16 protein-coding genes are annotated in these 15,515 nt (G+C 59.9%); 9 read left to right on the forward strand and 7 right to left on the reverse strand.

What is annotated here, in order from left to right:
• The first annotated feature begins 26 nt into the window (after positions 1-26).
• The 3 genes from rpe to trpE all read left to right on the forward strand — a co-directional run bounded on the left by rpe (position 27) and on the right by trpE (position 3,069).
• Positions 27-701 (forward strand): ribulose-phosphate 3-epimerase, encoded by a 675-nt coding sequence (rpe, locus tag ACZ89E_RS25790; protein ID WP_123410522.1) that lies wholly within the window; start codon positions 27-29, stop codon positions 699-701.
• Positions 698-1,516 carry a phosphoglycolate phosphatase gene (locus ACZ89E_RS25795; RefSeq protein WP_149659557.1) on the forward strand — a complete coding sequence of 273 codons (819 nt, stop codon included), beginning with the start codon at positions 698-700 and terminating at the stop codon, positions 1,514-1,516. The genes rpe and ACZ89E_RS25795 overlap by 4 nt, the downstream gene beginning before the upstream one ends.
• Positions 1,517-1,587: 71 nt before the next feature.
• Complete coding sequence (trpE, locus tag ACZ89E_RS25800) at positions 1,588-3,069, forward strand: anthranilate synthase component I (RefSeq protein WP_463258627.1); 1,482 nt, start codon at positions 1,588-1,590, stop codon at positions 3,067-3,069.
• Between the two features lie 284 nt (positions 3,070-3,353).
• Here the strand turns inward: trpE and estP are convergent, their stop codons facing one another.
• A complete protein-coding gene (gene estP, locus ACZ89E_RS25805; protein ID WP_476256690.1) occupies positions 3,354-5,264 on the reverse strand; it encodes an esterase EstP in 1,911 nt (636 codons plus the stop codon).
• A 408-nt stretch (positions 5,265-5,672) separates the two neighbouring features.
• On the opposite strand from estP, the gene ACZ89E_RS25810 reads away from it, so the two are divergent.
• From ACZ89E_RS25810 to ACZ89E_RS25825, 4 genes are all read left to right on the forward strand, one after another.
• Positions 5,673-6,266 carry an aminodeoxychorismate/anthranilate synthase component II gene (locus tag ACZ89E_RS25810; protein WP_149659554.1) on the forward strand — a complete coding sequence of 198 codons (594 nt, stop codon included), beginning with the start codon at positions 5,673-5,675 and terminating at the stop codon, positions 6,264-6,266.
• A 9-nt stretch (positions 6,267-6,275) separates the two neighbouring features.
• Complete coding sequence (gene trpD / locus ACZ89E_RS25815; protein WP_149659553.1) at positions 6,276-7,325, forward strand: anthranilate phosphoribosyltransferase; 1,050 nt, start codon at positions 6,276-6,278, stop codon at positions 7,323-7,325.
• The gene (trpC, locus tag ACZ89E_RS25820; RefSeq protein WP_149659552.1) at positions 7,322-8,158 is read left to right on the forward strand and encodes an indole-3-glycerol phosphate synthase TrpC; all 837 of its coding nucleotides are present in this window, start codon (positions 7,322-7,324) and stop codon (positions 8,156-8,158) included. Before trpD ends, trpC begins: the two co-directional genes overlap by 4 nt.
• Before the next feature lie 66 nt (positions 8,159-8,224).
• A complete protein-coding gene (locus ACZ89E_RS25825) occupies positions 8,225-8,926 on the forward strand; it encodes a lipoate--protein ligase family protein (protein WP_476256691.1) in 702 nt (233 codons plus the stop codon).
• Here ACZ89E_RS25825 and crp read toward each other — a convergent pair.
• A complete protein-coding gene (crp, locus tag ACZ89E_RS25830) occupies positions 8,923-9,567 on the reverse strand; it encodes a cAMP-activated global transcriptional regulator CRP (RefSeq protein ID WP_149659550.1) in 645 nt (214 codons plus the stop codon). The two genes, ACZ89E_RS25825 and crp, sit on opposite strands and share 4 nt — an antisense overlap.
• A 235-nt stretch (positions 9,568-9,802) precedes the next feature.
• Here crp and ACZ89E_RS25835 point away from each other — a divergent pair, with 235 nt between their 5' ends.
• Positions 9,803-10,225, forward strand: coding sequence for an OsmC family protein (locus ACZ89E_RS25835; protein ID WP_007941657.1), 423 nt, complete (start codon positions 9,803-9,805; stop codon positions 10,223-10,225).
• A 239-nt stretch (positions 10,226-10,464) separates the two neighbouring features.
• Positions 10,465-11,259, forward strand: a complete 795-nt coding sequence (speD, locus tag ACZ89E_RS25840; protein WP_149659549.1) for an adenosylmethionine decarboxylase — start codon at positions 10,465-10,467, stop codon at positions 11,257-11,259.
• 66 nt (positions 11,260-11,325) lie between these two features.
• Here the strand turns inward: speD and coq7 are convergent, their stop codons facing one another.
• The 5 genes from coq7 to ACZ89E_RS25865 form a co-directional block, all read right to left on the reverse strand.
• Entirely contained in the window at positions 11,326-11,973 is a 648-nt protein-coding gene (gene coq7 / locus ACZ89E_RS25845) for a 2-polyprenyl-3-methyl-6-methoxy-1,4-benzoquinone monooxygenase (RefSeq protein ID WP_123410512.1), read from the reverse strand.
• A 191-nt stretch (positions 11,974-12,164) separates the two neighbouring features.
• On the reverse strand, positions 12,165-12,503 hold the full coding sequence (locus ACZ89E_RS25850) for a histidine triad nucleotide-binding protein (protein ID WP_149659548.1): 339 nt from the start codon (positions 12,501-12,503) through the stop codon (positions 12,165-12,167).
• 80 nt (positions 12,504-12,583) lie between these two features.
• A complete protein-coding gene (locus ACZ89E_RS25855) occupies positions 12,584-13,372 on the reverse strand; it encodes an SDR family NAD(P)-dependent oxidoreductase (protein WP_476256692.1) in 789 nt (262 codons plus the stop codon).
• Between the two features lie 62 nt (positions 13,373-13,434).
• Positions 13,435-14,421: a DUF805 domain-containing protein gene (locus ACZ89E_RS25860; RefSeq protein WP_476256693.1), complete on the reverse strand. Its 987-nt coding sequence runs from the start codon at positions 14,419-14,421 to the stop codon at positions 13,435-13,437.
• 92 nt (positions 14,422-14,513) lie between these two features.
• Positions 14,514-15,482 carry an NAD(P)H-dependent flavin oxidoreductase gene (locus ACZ89E_RS25865; RefSeq protein ID WP_149659545.1) on the reverse strand — a complete coding sequence of 323 codons (969 nt, stop codon included), beginning with the start codon at positions 15,480-15,482 and terminating at the stop codon, positions 14,514-14,516.
• Positions 15,483-15,515: the final 33 nt, after the last annotated feature.

Here is a 15,515-nt window from a genome sequence, read left to right on the forward strand (position 1 = left end):
GTGATTCTGCTCAGAAAAGGTGCGTCATGCAGCCCTTCGTAATTGCTCCGTCGATTCTCTCCGCCGACTTCGCCCGCCTGGGCGAAGAAGTGGACAACGTCCTGGCCGCTGGCGCCGACTTCGTGCACTTCGATGTCATGGACAATCATTACGTGCCCAACCTGACCATCGGCCCGATGGTCTGCGCGGCACTGCGCAAGTACGGCGTGACCGCGCCGATCGACGCCCACTTGATGGTCAGCCCGGTGGATCGCATCGTCGGTGACTTCATTGAAGCCGGTGCGACCTACATCACCTTCCACCCGGAAGCCACCCAGCACGTCGACCGTTCCCTGCAACTGATCCGCGAGGGCGGCTGCAAGGCGGGCCTGGTGTTCAACCCAGCCACTCCCCTGAGCGTGCTTGAGTACGTGATGGACAAGGTCGACATGATCCTGCTGATGAGCGTCAACCCGGGCTTCGGCGGGCAGAAGTTCATTCCTGGCACCCTCGACAAACTGCGTCAGGCCCGTGCGCTGATCGATGCTTCGGGGCGCGACATTCGCCTGGAAATCGACGGCGGGGTCAATGTGAACAACATCCGTGAAATCGCCGCTGCCGGCGCCGACACCTTCGTGGCCGGCTCGGCGATCTTCAATGCGCCGAACTACCAGGAAGTGATCGAGAAGATGCGTGCCGAACTGGCGCTGGCTCGTCCATGAGTGGCTTTGAGCAGCTGTTCCCGGGGCGTCTGCCGCGGCTGGTGATGTTCGATCTGGATGGCACGCTGATCGATTCGGTCCCCGACCTCGCGGTTGCCGTGGATAACATGCTGCTCAAAATGGGCCGTGAACCCGCCGGCCTTGAGTCGGTGCGCGAGTGGGTCGGTAACGGTGCGCCGGTGTTGGTTCGCCGCGCGCTGGCCGGTGGCATCGACCATTCGGCGGTCGATGACGGTGAGGCCGAAGGTGCGCTGGAGATTTTTATGGAAGCCTACGGTGGCAGCCATGAACTGACCGTGGTCTATCCCGGCGTGCGCGACACCCTGAAATGGCTGCACAAGCAGGGCGTCGAGATGGCGCTGATCACCAACAAGCCGGAGCGCTTTGTCGCGCCGCTGCTGGATCAGATGAAGATCGGCCGTTACTTCAAATGGATCATCGGCGGCGACACCCTGCCGCAGAAGAAACCCGACCCGGCCGCGCTGTTTTTCGTGATGAAAATGGCCAACATTCCGGCGTCGCAATCGTTGTTTGTCGGCGATTCGCGCAGTGATGTGCTGGCGGCGAAAGCGGCGGGGGTCAAGTGCGTGGCGCTGAGTTATGGCTACAACCATGGCCGGCCGATTGCCGAAGAGTCACCGGCGTTGGTGATCGACGATCTGCGCAAGCTAATTCCCGGTTGCCTGGACCCGGCGGCTGAGATAACGTTGCCCGACGCTGCTCAACCCCCTTCTGGAAACGCCATCGTGGTGGTCACTCGCAAACTCTGGATGAAAGTCATCAAGGCCCTGGCCCGCTGGCGTTGGCGCGCCTGACTTGTTCCTGGCCGGCATCCCGGCGCGTTTGCATACCTGACTGTTAGACCCTCAAGCCACGAGGCTACCCCATGATCCGCGAAGAATTCCTGCGTTTGGCCGCTGCCGGCTATAACCGTATCCCGATGGCCTGTGAAACCCTGGCCGACTTCGACACGCCACTGTCGATCTACCTGAAACTGGCCGACGAGCCCAATTCCTACCTGCTGGAATCGGTGCAGGGCGGGGAGAAGTGGGGCCGTTACTCGATCATCGGCCTGCCGTGCCGCACCGTGCTGCGGGTTCACGATCACCACATCAGCGTGACCCACGACGGCGTCGAGATCGAAAGCCTTGAGGCCGAAGACCCACTGGCCTTCGTCGAAGCATTCAAAGCCCGCTACAACGTCCCGACCATCCCTGGGCTGCCGCGCTTCAACGGCGGGCTGGTGGGTTACTTCGGTTATGACTGCGTGCGTTATGTGGAGAAGCGTCTGGGCAAATGCCCGAACCCGGATCCACTGGGCGTGCCGGACATTCTGCTGATGGTGTCCGACGCGGTGGTGGTGTTCGACAACCTCGCCGGCAAGATGCACGCGATTGTCCTCGCCGACCCGGCACAAGCCGATGCCTTCGAGCAAGGTCAGGCACGTCTGGAAGAGTTGCTGGAGAAACTGCGCCAGCCAATCACCCCGCGTCGTGGCCTGGACTTCAGCAAGCAACAGTCGGCTGACCCGGTGTTCCGTTCGAGCTTCACCCAGGACGATTACGAAAAAGCCGTCGACACCATCAAGGAATACATCCTGGCCGGTGACTGCATGCAGGTCGTGCCGTCCCAGCGCATGTCGATCGACTTCAAGGCGGCGCCCATCGATCTGTACCGGGCGCTACGTTGCTTCAACCCGACGCCTTACATGTACTTCTTCAACTTCGGCGACTTCCACGTCGTCGGCAGTTCGCCGGAAGTGCTGGTGCGGGTCGAAGACAACCTGATCACCGTGCGCCCGATCGCCGGCACCCGCCCACGCGGGGCCAACGAAGAAGCGGATCTGGCGCTGGAAAAAGACCTGCTGTCCGACGACAAGGAAATCGCCGAGCACTTGATGCTGATTGACCTTGGCCGCAACGACACTGGCCGGGTCTCGGAAATCGGTTCGGTGAAACTCACCGAGAAGATGGTCATCGAGCGCTATTCGAACGTGATGCACATCGTCTCCAACGTCACCGGGCAATTGAAGGCCGGGCTGACGGCGATGGACGCGCTGCGGGCGATTCTGCCGGCGGGCACCTTGTCCGGCGCACCGAAGATTCGCGCGATGGAAATCATCGACGAGCTGGAGCCGGTCAAGCGTGGCGTCTACGGCGGGGCGGTGGGTTACTTCGCCTGGAACGGCAACATGGACACTGCGATTGCGATCCGCACCGCGGTGATCAAGGACGGCGAACTGCACGTGCAGGCCGGTGGCGGCATCGTCGCCGATTCGGTGCCGGCGCTGGAATGGGAAGAAACCCTGAACAAACGGCGTGCGATGTTCCGCGCGGTCGCGTTGGCCGAGCAAACCCCGGACAGTTAAGTTCACACAAAACTTGTGGGAGCTGGCTTGTGTGGCGAGGGGGCTTGCCCCCGTTGGGGCGCGAAGCGGCCCCCTGCATTCTTTCAGGTTTATCGAGCGGTCTGGATTTGCGACTGCTGCGCAGCCGAACGGGGGCAAGCCCCCTCGCCACAATAAGTGTTCAGCATAAAAAAACGCGGCGCCTGTGAGGGCGCCGCGTTTTTTATGGCCTGCCAATTCAGATCACCAAAAGATCGCACCCCCCGTAGGCGTTGCTGAAGGCTGCGATCTTTTGATCTTGCGATTTAGAAGTCCAGGCTCACCCCAAGGTTCACGCCCTGCTGGGTAAAGTCATCATCCTTGCGAATGTCATAACTCGCCCGCAACGCCAAATCCTTGGTGAGGTTGTGACTCACACCCAGGTTCAAACGGTTCAGATTGGTTTGCGGGGTGTAGCCGGCCAGGGTGTAGCGGTTGCCCGGCAGGCTGTTGAGGTTCATGGTCACGTCCTGGGTATCGTCGTTGTACTCACGCTCGTGGGCCAGTTCGCCGAATACCTGGGTCTGCGAGGTGATCTGATACTTGCCCTGGAGGCCAATGCCAAGACGCCGGGAGATGCGTGACTGGTCATCGAGCGTCAGGGCGGTGGAGTCGGCGCCATCCTCCGAGTAACCGTCGACCTCTACCTTGGCGAAGTCGGCGCTGACGAACGGCGACAGGTGCCATGGGCTGCTCGCCAGTGGCGCGATGTCGTAACCGACGCGACCACTGAAAGCCACCAGGTAACCGTCGGTATCGCCTTTCTCCCCGCGCTCGTTGACCCCCAATTGGAATTTGCGTTTGAGGCTGTCGTAGTCCAGATGCCCGGCCGTCACGGCCGCATCACCCCACCAACGATTCTGCTGATACTGAGCGAACGCCGTACCCATGTAGGTGTTGAGCTTGTAGTCCGAATCGTTGTCTCCGGCTTCCAGCTTCTGGTTGTAGAAACCCGCAGCCAGGCCGACGCGCCATGCGTCATTCAGCCGGTAGCTGCCACCGATGTTCAGGTTGGCGCCATTGCCGTCAGCACTGGCGCCGCTGCGCTGGCTGTCGAAGTCTTGATGCTGGCCGCCACCGGCGACAATCGCCCGCCATTGACCCACGCCTTGCCAGTTTTCCCAATCCGCCAGCCACTGGTTACGCAATTCATCCTGATGGGAGCGCAAAGTGCCCTGGGCCATTTGCGGCAACAGGGTCGCCTCCCATGGCGCGGACAACAGCGAGTAGGCGTAATCGGCAATCAGGCGTTGCCCGGCTTCGGTCGGGTGCACCGAGTCGTTGTAGATCAGCTTGGTTGGATCCGGCGTCGCACTGTTGATCCCGTAGCGGGCGTTCTCGGTGCAACTGTTGCCGCTGAAGCAGGTGGCGCTCAGGTTTTGGTCAGTGGCCAGGCCGAACTGCCCCGGGTTGGCAAACGTCTCTTTGAGCAACACCGGAATGTTCAGCGGGATGATGTTGGCGTTGATGCCCTGCAGTTGGCTCACCAGTTCGGTGTTGAACTGGTTGCTCAGTTGGGACGTGAAGTCTTGCAACGGCGAGCCATTGAACGCCGGGGTAAAGCCGATATCCGGCAGCAGCCAGACCATGATGTAACGGGCGCCGGCCTGTTGCAGGGCTTGTGCGCTGCTGGCCAGGCGATCGGCGGCGGCGCTGGCCTGGGGCAGGCTGGTCACGCGGCCTTGCAGGAAGTCGTTACCACCGCCCGAGAGGTAATACAGTGCATTCGGGTCGGCGCGAAAGCCGTTCGACGGCAGATAGCCCGCGCGGGTGCGTTCGCCAGTGGCGGAAGTGCTGGTGATCGAATCGAGGATCTGGTCGGTGCGATAACCGCCGACCGCCCAGTTGTTACCATCGGGCTGGCCTTCGTTGGCGCGTACTGCCGAAGACGAGGACGCTGTCTGGTCCGCCGAATACCCCAGTTTTCCCCCAAGAATTTGCGTGGCGTTGAGCGAGCGTTCTTCACCGCTGCCGTCCAGGTAGACCGGGCCGGTGCGGTTGGTGAAGCGCTGGGTGGACCCGGCAGGCCCGCCGGTGTCGGCGAAGGTCCCGGCGTCGTTGAGGCTGTCGCCGAAGACGATGAAACTCGTGTAAGGATTGGGCGCCGCATTCGCCTGGGCGCAGGCCATGGCGAGCAGGCAACTGGCGAGCGGTACAAACAACGTCTGTTTGATCATGTGCAAGTCCGTTTAATTATTGTTGTAGAGAACGAAACGACAGTACCAAAAACTTCCGGCCTTTTGCCATCTGTCGCGAAGCCTTCATTTGTTTCGCCAGCCTTGGTGTGCGCCTTATTGCACGCTCTGCCCAGCTAAGTTACTGTGCCGAGACGTATGAATGAGACCTTTCCCGTGTTGATCATCAGCAAACTCCTGGATCAAGTCATCAAGGCACACGCCCGCTGGCGTTGGCGCGCCTGAATTCTTTTGCCGGCCCCGCCGGACCTGTACCCGCTTCGCCTTCTGTACCTGTTTGAAATGCCGCTTTGCTGGCGCCACTCCAGCACCTGACAAAGCGCAGCACACTGCGGGTAATCATTCGAAGGCTGTATTAAAAGTCAGTGAATTCAAGAGGTTCCCAGCGCCATGTTGCTGATGATCGATAACTACGACTCTTTTACTTACAACGTTGTGCAGTACCTTGGTGAGCTTGGCTCCCAGGTCAAAGTCGTGCGCAACGATGAACTCACCATCGCCGAAATCGAGGCCCTCAATCCTGAGCGCATCGTCGTGTCCCCCGGTCCTTGCACGCCGACCGAAGCTGGCATCTCCATCGAAGCGATCAAACACTTCGCCGGCAAACTGCCGATCCTCGGTGTCTGCCTCGGCCATCAGTCCATCGGCCAGGCCTTTGGCGGTGATGTGGTGCGCGCCCGTCAGGTGATGCACGGTAAGACTAGTCCGGTATTCCACGAGGACAAGGGTGTTTTCGAAGGCCTGAACCGTCCGCTAACCGTCACCCGCTACCACTCGTTGATCGTCAAGCGTGAAACCTTGCCCGAGTGCCTGGAGCTGACCGCCTGGACCCAGCTCGAAGACGGCTCGGTCGACGAAATCATGGGCCTGCGCCACAAGACGCTGAACATCGAGGGTGTGCAATTCCACCCGGAATCGATCCTCACCGAGCAGGGCCACGAGCTGTTCGCCAACTTCCTCAAACAAACCGGCGGCACGCGCTAAGGACTTTTCATGAACATCAAGACAGCCCTGGGCCGTATCGTCGATCACCTCGACCTCAGCACCGATGAAATGCGCGATGTCATGCGTGAAATCATGACCGGGCAATGCTCGGACGCGCAGATTGGCGCGTTCATGATGGCCATGCGCATGAAGAGCGAAAGCATCGACGAAATCGTCGGTGCGGTATCGGTCATGCGTGAGCTGGCGGACAAAGTCGAACTCAAGACCCTCGACGGCGTGGTCGATGTGGTCGGCACCGGCGGTGACGGCGCCAATATCTTCAACGTCTCGACCGCGTCTTCCTTCGTGGTTGCAGCGGCTGGTTGCACGGTGGCCAAGCACGGTAACCGTGCCGTCTCGGGCAAAAGCGGCAGCGCTGACTTGCTGGAAGCCGCCGGGATCTATTTGAACCTGACGCCAATTCAGGTCGCGCGCTGTATCGATAACGTCGGCATCGGTTTCATGTTCGCCCAGACTCACCACAGTGCCATGAAGTACGCCGCCGGTCCGCGCAAGGACCTTGGCCTGCGCACCCTGTTCAACATGCTCGGCCCGCTTACGAATCCGGCCGGCGTGAAACATCAGGTGGTGGGCGTGTTCAACCCGGCGCTGTGCCGGCCATTGGCCGAAGTCTTGCAGCGTCTGGGCAGCAAACATGTGCTGGTGGTGCATTCGAAGGATGGCCTGGACGAATTCAGCCTCGCAGCGCCGACGTTCGTCGCGGAGCTGAAGAACGATCAGATCACCGAGTATTGGGTCGAGCCGGAAGACCTGGGCATGAAGAGCCAGAGCCTGCACGGCCTCGCGGTGGACAGCCCGGCCGCTTCCCTCGAACTGATCCGCGATGCCCTGGGCAAACGCAAGACCGAAAACGGCCAGAAAGCCGCCGAGATGATCGTGCTCAATGCCGGTGCCGCACTGTATGCCGCTGACCACGCAACAAGTTTGAAAGAGGGCGTTGCCCTGGCGCACGACGCGCTGCACACCGGCCTCGCTCGGGAAAAACTCGAGGAGTTGGGTGCGTTTACCGCGGTATTTCGAGTGGAGAATGAGGGATGAGTGTACCGACGGTTCTGGAAAACATTCTGGCCCGCAAGGTCCAGGAAGTTGCCGAGCGTAGCGCCCGTGTCAGCCTGGCCGAGCTGGAAAGCCTGGCCAAGGCTGCCGATGCACCCCGTGGTTTTGCCCGGGCACTGATCGCCCAGGCCAAGCTCAAGCAGCCGGCGGTGATTGCTGAAATCAAAAAGGCCTCGCCGAGCAAAGGCGTGATCCGCGAGAACTTCGTGCCGGCCGACATCGCCAAGAGCTACGAGAAGGGCGGCGCCACGTGCCTCTCGGTGCTCACCGATATCGATTTTTTCCAGGGTGCCGATGCCTATCTGCAACAAGCGCGCGCCGCGTGCAAGCTGCCGGTGATCCGCAAGGACTTCATGATCGATCCTTACCAGATCGTTGAAGCCCGTGCCCTCGGCGCCGACTGCGTGCTGTTGATCGTCTCCGCTCTGGACGACGTGAAAATGGCCGAACTGGCGGCGGTGGCCAAGAGCGTCGGCCTCGATGTGCTGGTGGAAGTCCACGATGGCAACGAGCTGGAGCGGGCCTTGAAAACCCTCGACACGCCGTTGGTCGGCGTGAACAACCGCAACCTGCACACCTTCGACGTGAATCTGGAAACCACCCTCGACCTGTTGCCGCGCATCCCCCGTGATCGCCTGGTAATTACCGAGAGCGGCATTTTCAATCGCGCCGATGTCGAGCTGATGGAAATCAGCGACGTGTATGCGTTCCTGGTTGGCGAAGCATTCATGCGCGCCGAAAGCCCGGGTACCGAGCTGCAACGTTTGTTCTTTCCAGAGCGCGGCACTGCGGTGAGCGGCTCTACACTCGACTGAACCTGATTCAATGAAGAAGCCGGCGATGCCGGCTTTTTTATAGCCCCGACAAAGGATTTTGCTGCCATGACCCAGCCCGTTGCCCTGACTGTCGAAGCCGGCCTGCTTGCCGAGCAGGATCTGTTGGCGCATGTGTGCACCGGCGATTCAGAGTTTGGCCTGCTGTTTTGGCAGCCAAGCGATCGAGCGCTGGTCATGCCGCGCCGGTTGAATCGTCTTCCGGGTTTCGACGCCGCGTGCGAGGTGTCGGCGGCGGCGGGCTGGCCGGTGCTGCTGCGAGAAACCGGCGGTGAACCGGTGCCGCAATCGGCCGCAACGATCAACATTGCCCTGGTCTATGCAGCACCGCGCAGCGAAGGTGACCAAAACCGCATCGAAACCGCTTACCGCCGACTCTGCGACCCGATGTGTCAGCTGCTGGATGAGTTGGGCGGCGTCTCGTCATTGGGGGAGGTCGACGGCGCCTTCTGTGATGGCCGCTTCAACGTCAACCTCGACGGGCGCAAGATGGTCGGCACCGCCCAGCGCTGGCGTCAGAGCAAGGGTGGAACGCGTCCAGTAGGCTTGGTGCACGGGGCGTTGTTGCTGGATAACGAACGGGAATCGATGGTCGCCGCAGTCAACCGCTTCAACGAAGCGTGCGGCCTGGAACAGCGGGTTCGTGCCGAAAGCCACATCGCCTTGCATGAAAAGTTCGCTGCGCCTGATGCGCTGGAGCGCCTCCATGCGCTGTACCGCCAGTTGCTGGCAGAGATGTTCGAGGCTTAACGCGTGCCGAAGACCACCATGGTCTTGCCTTTGACATCCACCAGGTTGCGTTCCTCAAGATCCTTGAGCACGCGACCGACCATCTCCCGGGAACACCCGACAATCCGCCCGATTTCCTGACGGGTCACCTTGATCTGCATGCCGTCCGGGTGAGTCATGGCGTCTGGCTGCTTGCACAGTTCCAGCAGGCAGCGGGCGACACGGCCGGTCACATCGAAGAAGGCCAGGTCGCCGACCTTGCGCGTGGTATTGCGTAGGCGCTGTGCGATTTGTCCGCTGAGTACGTAAAGAATGTCTGGATCTTGCTGGGACAGTTCGCGGAACTTCGCGTAGCTGATTTCCGCGACTTCGCATTCGACCTTGGCGCGTACCCAGGCACTGCGTTGCTGTTCCATGCCGGCCTGTTCAAACAGCCCGAGCTCGCCGAAAAAGTCCCCGGCGTTCAGGTAGGAGATGATCATCTCGCGGCCGTCATCGTCCTCGATCAGGATGGTGACCGAGCCCTTGATGATGAAGAACAGCGTGTCCGAACGATCGCCGGCACAGATGATGTTGCTCTTGGCCGCATAACGATGGCGCTGGCAGTGCATCAACAGCTTGTCGAGGTTCTTGATTTTGGGTGTTGGGGTAATAGCAACCATGGTTGTATCCCGAAAAGACTGCACGGTGTGGTTGGTTTTTTTATGAATTGCTGATGACGACGCTGCAGGGTTGGCTAAGCGCCAGCGAATTGGCGCCAGCTTAACAGACACATTCCTTCAGGATTCGAGAATTTACGCGGGAGATTGGCACGTCCGTCCTAGGAAGGCGAGGCGCTGTCATTGCGAGGCCCTGTGCTAAGCTGGCGACCCTTTTTTATACAGTGGAGTCTTGGCGATGAAGGCACGCATCCAATGGGCTGGCGAAGCCATGTTCCTCGGCGAATCCGGCAGTGGTCATGTCGTGGTCATGGACGGTCCGCCGGACGCCGGTGGTCGCAACCTGGGTGTACGCCCAATGGAAATGCTCCTGCTGGGTGTCGGCGGTTGCAGCAATTTCGATGTGGTCAGCATTCTCAAGAAGTCCCGGCAGGCCGTCGAAAGCTGCGAAGCCTTCCTCGAAGCCGAACGCGCGACCGAAGATCCCAAGGTGTTCACCAAGATCCACATGCACTTCGTGGTCAAGGGCCGGGGCCTGAAAGAAGCCCAGGTCAAACGCGCCATCGAACTGTCCGCCGAGAAGTATTGCTCGGCCTCGATCATGCTCGGCGCGGCTGGCGTGGCGATTACCCACGACTACGAGATCATCGAACTCGGTTGATTCGACATTCAACTATCATAAAAGCAGTGCAGACTCTGGCGATCCATAGCTGACGTCTGCATAATGCGCCACTTTTTTCAGGGTCGTGGCCCGTCAACCGACAGGCCGCTGATCCGAACGGACAACCAAAATCGCCATCGCGAAGAGGTGTTAACCGTCCTACGCAGCTGCGTTGTTCGCATCTGACGGGCATGCTTGATCACGCGGCCCGGGCCGCAATACATAGAGAGTTTTTAACGGTGAAAAGCAGACTCAAGCTCCACGGGTTCAATAACCTGACTAAGACCTTGAGCTTCAACATCTATGACATCTGCTACGCGGAAACCCCGCAAGACCAGCAGGCTTACGTCGAGTACATCAATGAAGAGTACAACGCGAAGCGCCTGACGCAGATCCTCACAGAAGTTGTCGATATCATTGGTGCCAACATCCTGAACATCGCCAGTCAGGATTACGATCCACAGGGCGCCAGCGTCACGATTCTGATCTCTGAAGAGCCGGTCACCCCGACCGACAGCCAGATCGAAGAGTCCCCGGGCCCGTTGCCCGAGATTATCCTGGCCCACCTCGACAAGAGCCACATCACGGTGCACACCTACCCGGAAATCCATCCGGTGGACGGTATTGCGACATTCCGTGTGGACATTGACGTGTCGACCTGTGGTGTCATTTCACCGCTTAAAGCGCTCAACTTCCTGATTCACCAGTTCGATTCGGACATCGTGACCGTGGATTATCGCGTGCGCGGATTCACCCGTGACGTTGAAGGCAAAAAGCACTTCATCGACCACGAGATCAATTCGATCCAGAACTACCTCTCCGAAGACACCCGCGACAGTTACCAGATGACTGACGTGAACGTGTACCAGGAAAACCTGTTCCACACCAAAATGCTGTTGAAGAACTTCGAACTGGACGATTACCTGTTCGGCGACGCGACCAACAGCCTGTCCTCTGAGCAACGTGCCCAGGTGACTGAACGTGTGAAACACGAAATGCTGGAAATCTTCTACGCGCGCAACATGCCGAGCTAAGATTTTCGAATACAAAAAAAGGCGACTACCTCGGGGTAGTCGCCTTTTTTATGGGTTTCGCAGGGATCAAATCCGATACGTACTCTTGGTCATTACCTTGGCCAACAAACTCATTCCGAACTTCACCGGCGCCGGGAAGCGGAATCCGCCAGCGTCCAGCGCGCTCTCCGCATGATGTTCTTCATCAATGCGCATCTGCTCAAGAATCGCCCGGGATTTTTCATCCTCGGCCGGCAACTGTTCAAGATGTTCATTCAAGTGCTTGCACACCTGATGCTCGGTAGCCGCCACAAACCCCAGGCTGACTTTGTCGCTGATCAAGCCGGCGACAGCGCCAATCCCGAACGACATGCCATAAAACAGCGGATTGAGAATGCTGGTGTGACTGCCCAATTGGTGGATACGTTGTTCGCACCACACCAGGTGATCGATTTCTTCTTCGGCAGCATGTTCCATCGCGGCGCGCACGTGCGGCAGCTTGGCAGTCAGGGCCTGGCCCTGGTACAGCGCCTGGGCGCAGACTTCGCCGGTATGGTTGATGCGCATCAGGCCGGCCACGTGCCGGGTGTCTTCATCGCTCATTTGCGTTTCGGGCTGCACGATGGCTGGCGACGGACGGTACGGCTGACCACTGAACGGCAGCAGGGTACGCATCGCGGCATCGGCTTGCAGCAGAAGGCGGTCAATCGGCGAGTAGTGACGCTGGGTAGTCATGCTGACCTCCGGGGGGGAATCTCGGCGGCCAGTTTAACCGAATCGGCCGGGGAAGGTTTGCGCTGGGTCATTGCAGCACCGCGACCTGTAGGAGCAAGGCTTGTCCGCGAAAGGGGTGACGCGGTCATTCAGATAGACCGCGTTATCGTTCTTCGCGGGCAAGCCTCGCTCCTACAGGGGAAGGTGTTGAATCAGCCCGGCGGCCAGGTCATCTGGCGCTGACCGAGCACATGCATATGAATGTGGTAGACAGTCTGCCCACCGTCTTCATTGCAGTTCATGACCACGCGGAAACCTTTTTCACAGCCCAGCTCCAGCGCCAGGCGTTGGGCGGTGAACAGGATATGCCCGGCCAATGCCTTGTCCTCTTCGGTCAGGTCATTGAGGGTGCGCACCGCTTTTTTCGGGATGACCAGAAAATGCACCGGTGCCTGTGGGGCGATGTCGTGGAAGGCCAGTACCTGGTCGTCCTCGTAGATGATCCTGGCCGGGATTTCCCGGTTGATGATCTTGGTGAACAGAGTATCCACAGCTGTTTTCTCCGTTGTTTGGGCTGGCCTGAGTGTACCCATGGGGTAGGCGCGAGCCCAGCTTATTACCTTCAAGGGTTTCAGCGCGGGCAGTAAGCCTTGTTGACCATACCGGCGATTGTCCGGGTCAGCCATCGCGAACCGAATCGCGGCAGGACGGCGAACCAGCGATTAAGTCGGCCAGGAATAATGATGGCGCGATTTTTGGCCAGGGCCCGCACGGTATACAGCGCCACTTCTTCGGGGCTCATCAGCAGTCTACTGTCGGTGACTTTGACGGCGTCCAGTTGCGCCGTGTGGAAAAACGCCGTGCGCGTAGGACCTGGGCACAGCACCGACACCTTGACCGCACATTTCTTCAGCTCGACGCGCAAGCCTTCGGAAAAGTGCAGCACGTACGCTTTGCTCGCGTAGTAAGTGCTCATCCACGGGCCGGGGTGGAACGCCGCCACCGAGGCGACATTCAGAATCTGCCCGCCGCCCTGCAACGCCATGCTGTTACCGATGGCGTGACACAGGCGGGTGAGGGCGAGGATGTTCACCTCGATCAAGTCCTGCTCGGTCATCCAATCCTGGGCCAGGAACGGGCCGCACGTACCGATACCGGCGCAGTTGACCAGCAGATCGATCTGGCGATCACCTTCTTCCAGTTCCAGCAGGAACCCAGACAGCCTCAAGGGCTCGCCCAGATCGCAGGCGCGGAATAGCACTTCCACGCCAAAACGCTGAGTCAGTTCAATCGCAATGCTTTCCAGCTGATCACGCTGTCGGGCCACCAGAATCAGGCTGCGGCCACGGCGGGCCAGCGCTTCGGCCATCGCCAGGCCGATACCGCTGGAAGCGCCAGTGATCAGAGCGTAACGGGTCATGCAGTTCTCCATCGCAACAGCTCCGCGCCGGCGACGCAGGTGTCAGGGGCGGGGAGCGCTGTTCATTCTTTCGCAGAGTCTACAGGGGCCGGGGCTTCTTCGGCCTCTTCGGTTTCATCGTCTGCGGAATCGGGTGCTTGCACGGCCTCGTCAGCTGGCTCGGCTTCGACCTCGTCAGTGGTTACCGAGCCACTGTCGTAGCTGGTTTGCGCCGCAGTTTCGTACTCTTGCTGGACAGCTGCGAAACCGCCGGCCAGTGCGCCAACGAACATGATCGCGATAAAGGCCACCCAGAGCGAAGCCAGCACCTTGACCGCCGTAGAGTTCGGCGGAGGCGGTGGACCGTATTGGTTGGCAATGTTGCTGCCGGGCACCGCCATGATCACGAACGGGAAGAAACTGCCCAGGAGCGGCACAAGGTTCAGCAGCCAGAGCCAGCCGGACCAACCGATGTCGTGCAGGCGCTGGACGCTGATCTGAATACTGACGACCGCGAGGACGAAGCACAGGATGACCGCTATCAGGCCGCCAATAATCAAGCCTGCGGTGGAATCGGCACTGATGATCGCGATGGCCAGTAGGGCCGCTACGGAACCTACGGCCAGCATGACCAGCGTCAGGGCCATCGTCCACGCCAGATAGCGCAAGCGGCCGATGCGGCCTTCGACGCCGAAGGGCTTGAGCGTGGAAAACGCCGGCAGGCTTTCGCCGACAGCGGCTCGGGGCGGCGCGTAAGGGGAGGAGGGCTCGGCGAAAACTGGTTGGCTGCTGGCGGGCACATGCTCGTGAGCATCGGCCAGATTGAGCTCTATCGACGGTTCGCTTTCGATTCGGGCATCGATACCGGTTTTCGTCAGCGCCTGCAGGTAGGTTTGCGCGTCGATCTGCGACAAGCCTTGCTTGAGCGTGACCGTCTTGCCGGTGAACAGCCGTTCAACGGCAGCCACTTCGCTTTTATACAGCTCGGCGAGATTAAACTTGGCGGTAGTGACATCAACACCTGGCAGCAGAGCGCCGTCGAAAACAATCTTGAAACGGTTGTCGCTCATTGCGAGGCATCCTTGTCGCGAGAAATTAAGTTAGGAAACGTTACAGGTGTGGAGTGTAAAGCCAGCCGGGTGGGCTGGCCAAAATTTTCATCTCAGCGCGGCCAGCGTTTTGGCAGTTGTGCCGCCAGCTCCAGCGCCTTTCGGTATTCCGCGTCCAGCCGTGCGACCAATTGATCGACACTCGGCAGGTCATCGATTTCCCCTACACCCTGCCCGGCAGACCACACGGTTTTCCAGGCTTTGGCTTCATCGCTGATGGGCTTGAGCTTGGAACCGAAGTTCACTTCACCCTTGCCCTGCAAGGCGGCCATGTCGAAGCCGGCGGCCTCCAGGCTCTGGCGCATGAAACTCGCCGGTACACCCGACACCGCTGGAGTATGAACAATGTCCGCCGCTCTGGATGTCAGCAACATCTCCTTGTAGGCGTCAGGCGCGTGACTTTCAGTGGTGCCGATAAATCGCGTGCCGAAGTAGGCCAAATCCGCACCGAGCAATTGTGCGGCGAGAATCTCGTGGCCATGGTTCAGGCAGCCGGCCAGCAGCAGGGTCTTGTCAAAGAACTGGCGAATCTCGGCAATCAGCGAAAACGGGCTCCAGGTTCCGGCGTGTCCGCCGGCTCCCGCCGCCACCGCGATCAAACCGTCGACACCCGCCTCGGCGGCTTTCTCCGCGTGGCGGCGCGTCGTCACGTCGTGAAACACCAAGCCGCCATAGCTGTGCACAGCATCGACCAGTTCTTTCACGGCACCGAGGCTGGTGATCACGATCGGCACCTTGTGCTCGATGCAGATATCCAGGTCCGCTTGCAGGCGCGGGTTGCTGTTGTGGACGATCAGGTTCACCGCGTACGGCGCCGGGTTTTCCAGTGTCGCCAAGCCTGCTTCGATTTCTTCCAACCAGGCCTTGAAGCCGCTGCTCTCGCGCTGGTTCAGCGCAGGAAAACTGCCCACTACGCCATTTCGGCAGCAGGCCAGCACCAGCTGAGGATTGGAGATCAGGAACATCGGCGCGGCCACTACCGGCAGGCGCAGACGTTGTTCGAGCAGAGCGGGCAGCGACATTGGAAGTACCCCGATAGATGTTTGCTTATTGGA

The organism is Pseudomonas sp. TE3899 (assembly GCF_056279105.1).

Coding starts and splice junctions, on each gene's coding strand:
- rpe (WP_123410522.1), top strand. CDS start 27: ATGCAGCCCTTCGTAATTGCTCCGTCGATTCTCTCCGCCGACTTCGCC.
- ACZ89E_RS25795 (WP_149659557.1), top strand. CDS start 698: ATGAGTGGCTTTGAGCAGCTGTTCCCGGGGCGTCTGCCGCGGCTGGTG.
- trpE (WP_463258627.1), top strand. CDS start 1,588: ATGATCCGCGAAGAATTCCTGCGTTTGGCCGCTGCCGGCTATAACCGT.
- estP (WP_476256690.1), bottom strand. CDS start 5,264: ATGATCAAACAGACGTTGTTTGTACCGCTCGCCAGTTGCCTGCTCGCC.
- ACZ89E_RS25810 (WP_149659554.1), top strand. CDS start 5,673: ATGTTGCTGATGATCGATAACTACGACTCTTTTACTTACAACGTTGTG.
- trpD (WP_149659553.1), top strand. CDS start 6,276: ATGAACATCAAGACAGCCCTGGGCCGTATCGTCGATCACCTCGACCTC.
- trpC (WP_149659552.1), top strand. CDS start 7,322: ATGAGTGTACCGACGGTTCTGGAAAACATTCTGGCCCGCAAGGTCCAG.
- ACZ89E_RS25825 (WP_476256691.1), top strand. CDS start 8,225: ATGACCCAGCCCGTTGCCCTGACTGTCGAAGCCGGCCTGCTTGCCGAG.
- crp (WP_149659550.1), bottom strand. CDS start 9,567: ATGGTTGCTATTACCCCAACACCCAAAATCAAGAACCTCGACAAGCTG.
- ACZ89E_RS25835 (WP_007941657.1), top strand. CDS start 9,803: ATGAAGGCACGCATCCAATGGGCTGGCGAAGCCATGTTCCTCGGCGAA.
- coq7 (WP_123410512.1), bottom strand. CDS start 11,973: ATGACTACCCAGCGTCACTACTCGCCGATTGACCGCCTTCTGCTGCAA.
- ACZ89E_RS25855 (WP_476256692.1), bottom strand. CDS start 13,372: ATGACCCGTTACGCTCTGATCACTGGCGCTTCCAGCGGTATCGGCCTG.
- ACZ89E_RS25860 (WP_476256693.1), bottom strand. CDS start 14,421: ATGAGCGACAACCGTTTCAAGATTGTTTTCGACGGCGCTCTGCTGCCA.
- ACZ89E_RS25865 (WP_149659545.1), bottom strand. CDS start 15,482: ATGTCGCTGCCCGCTCTGCTCGAACAACGTCTGCGCCTGCCGGTAGTG.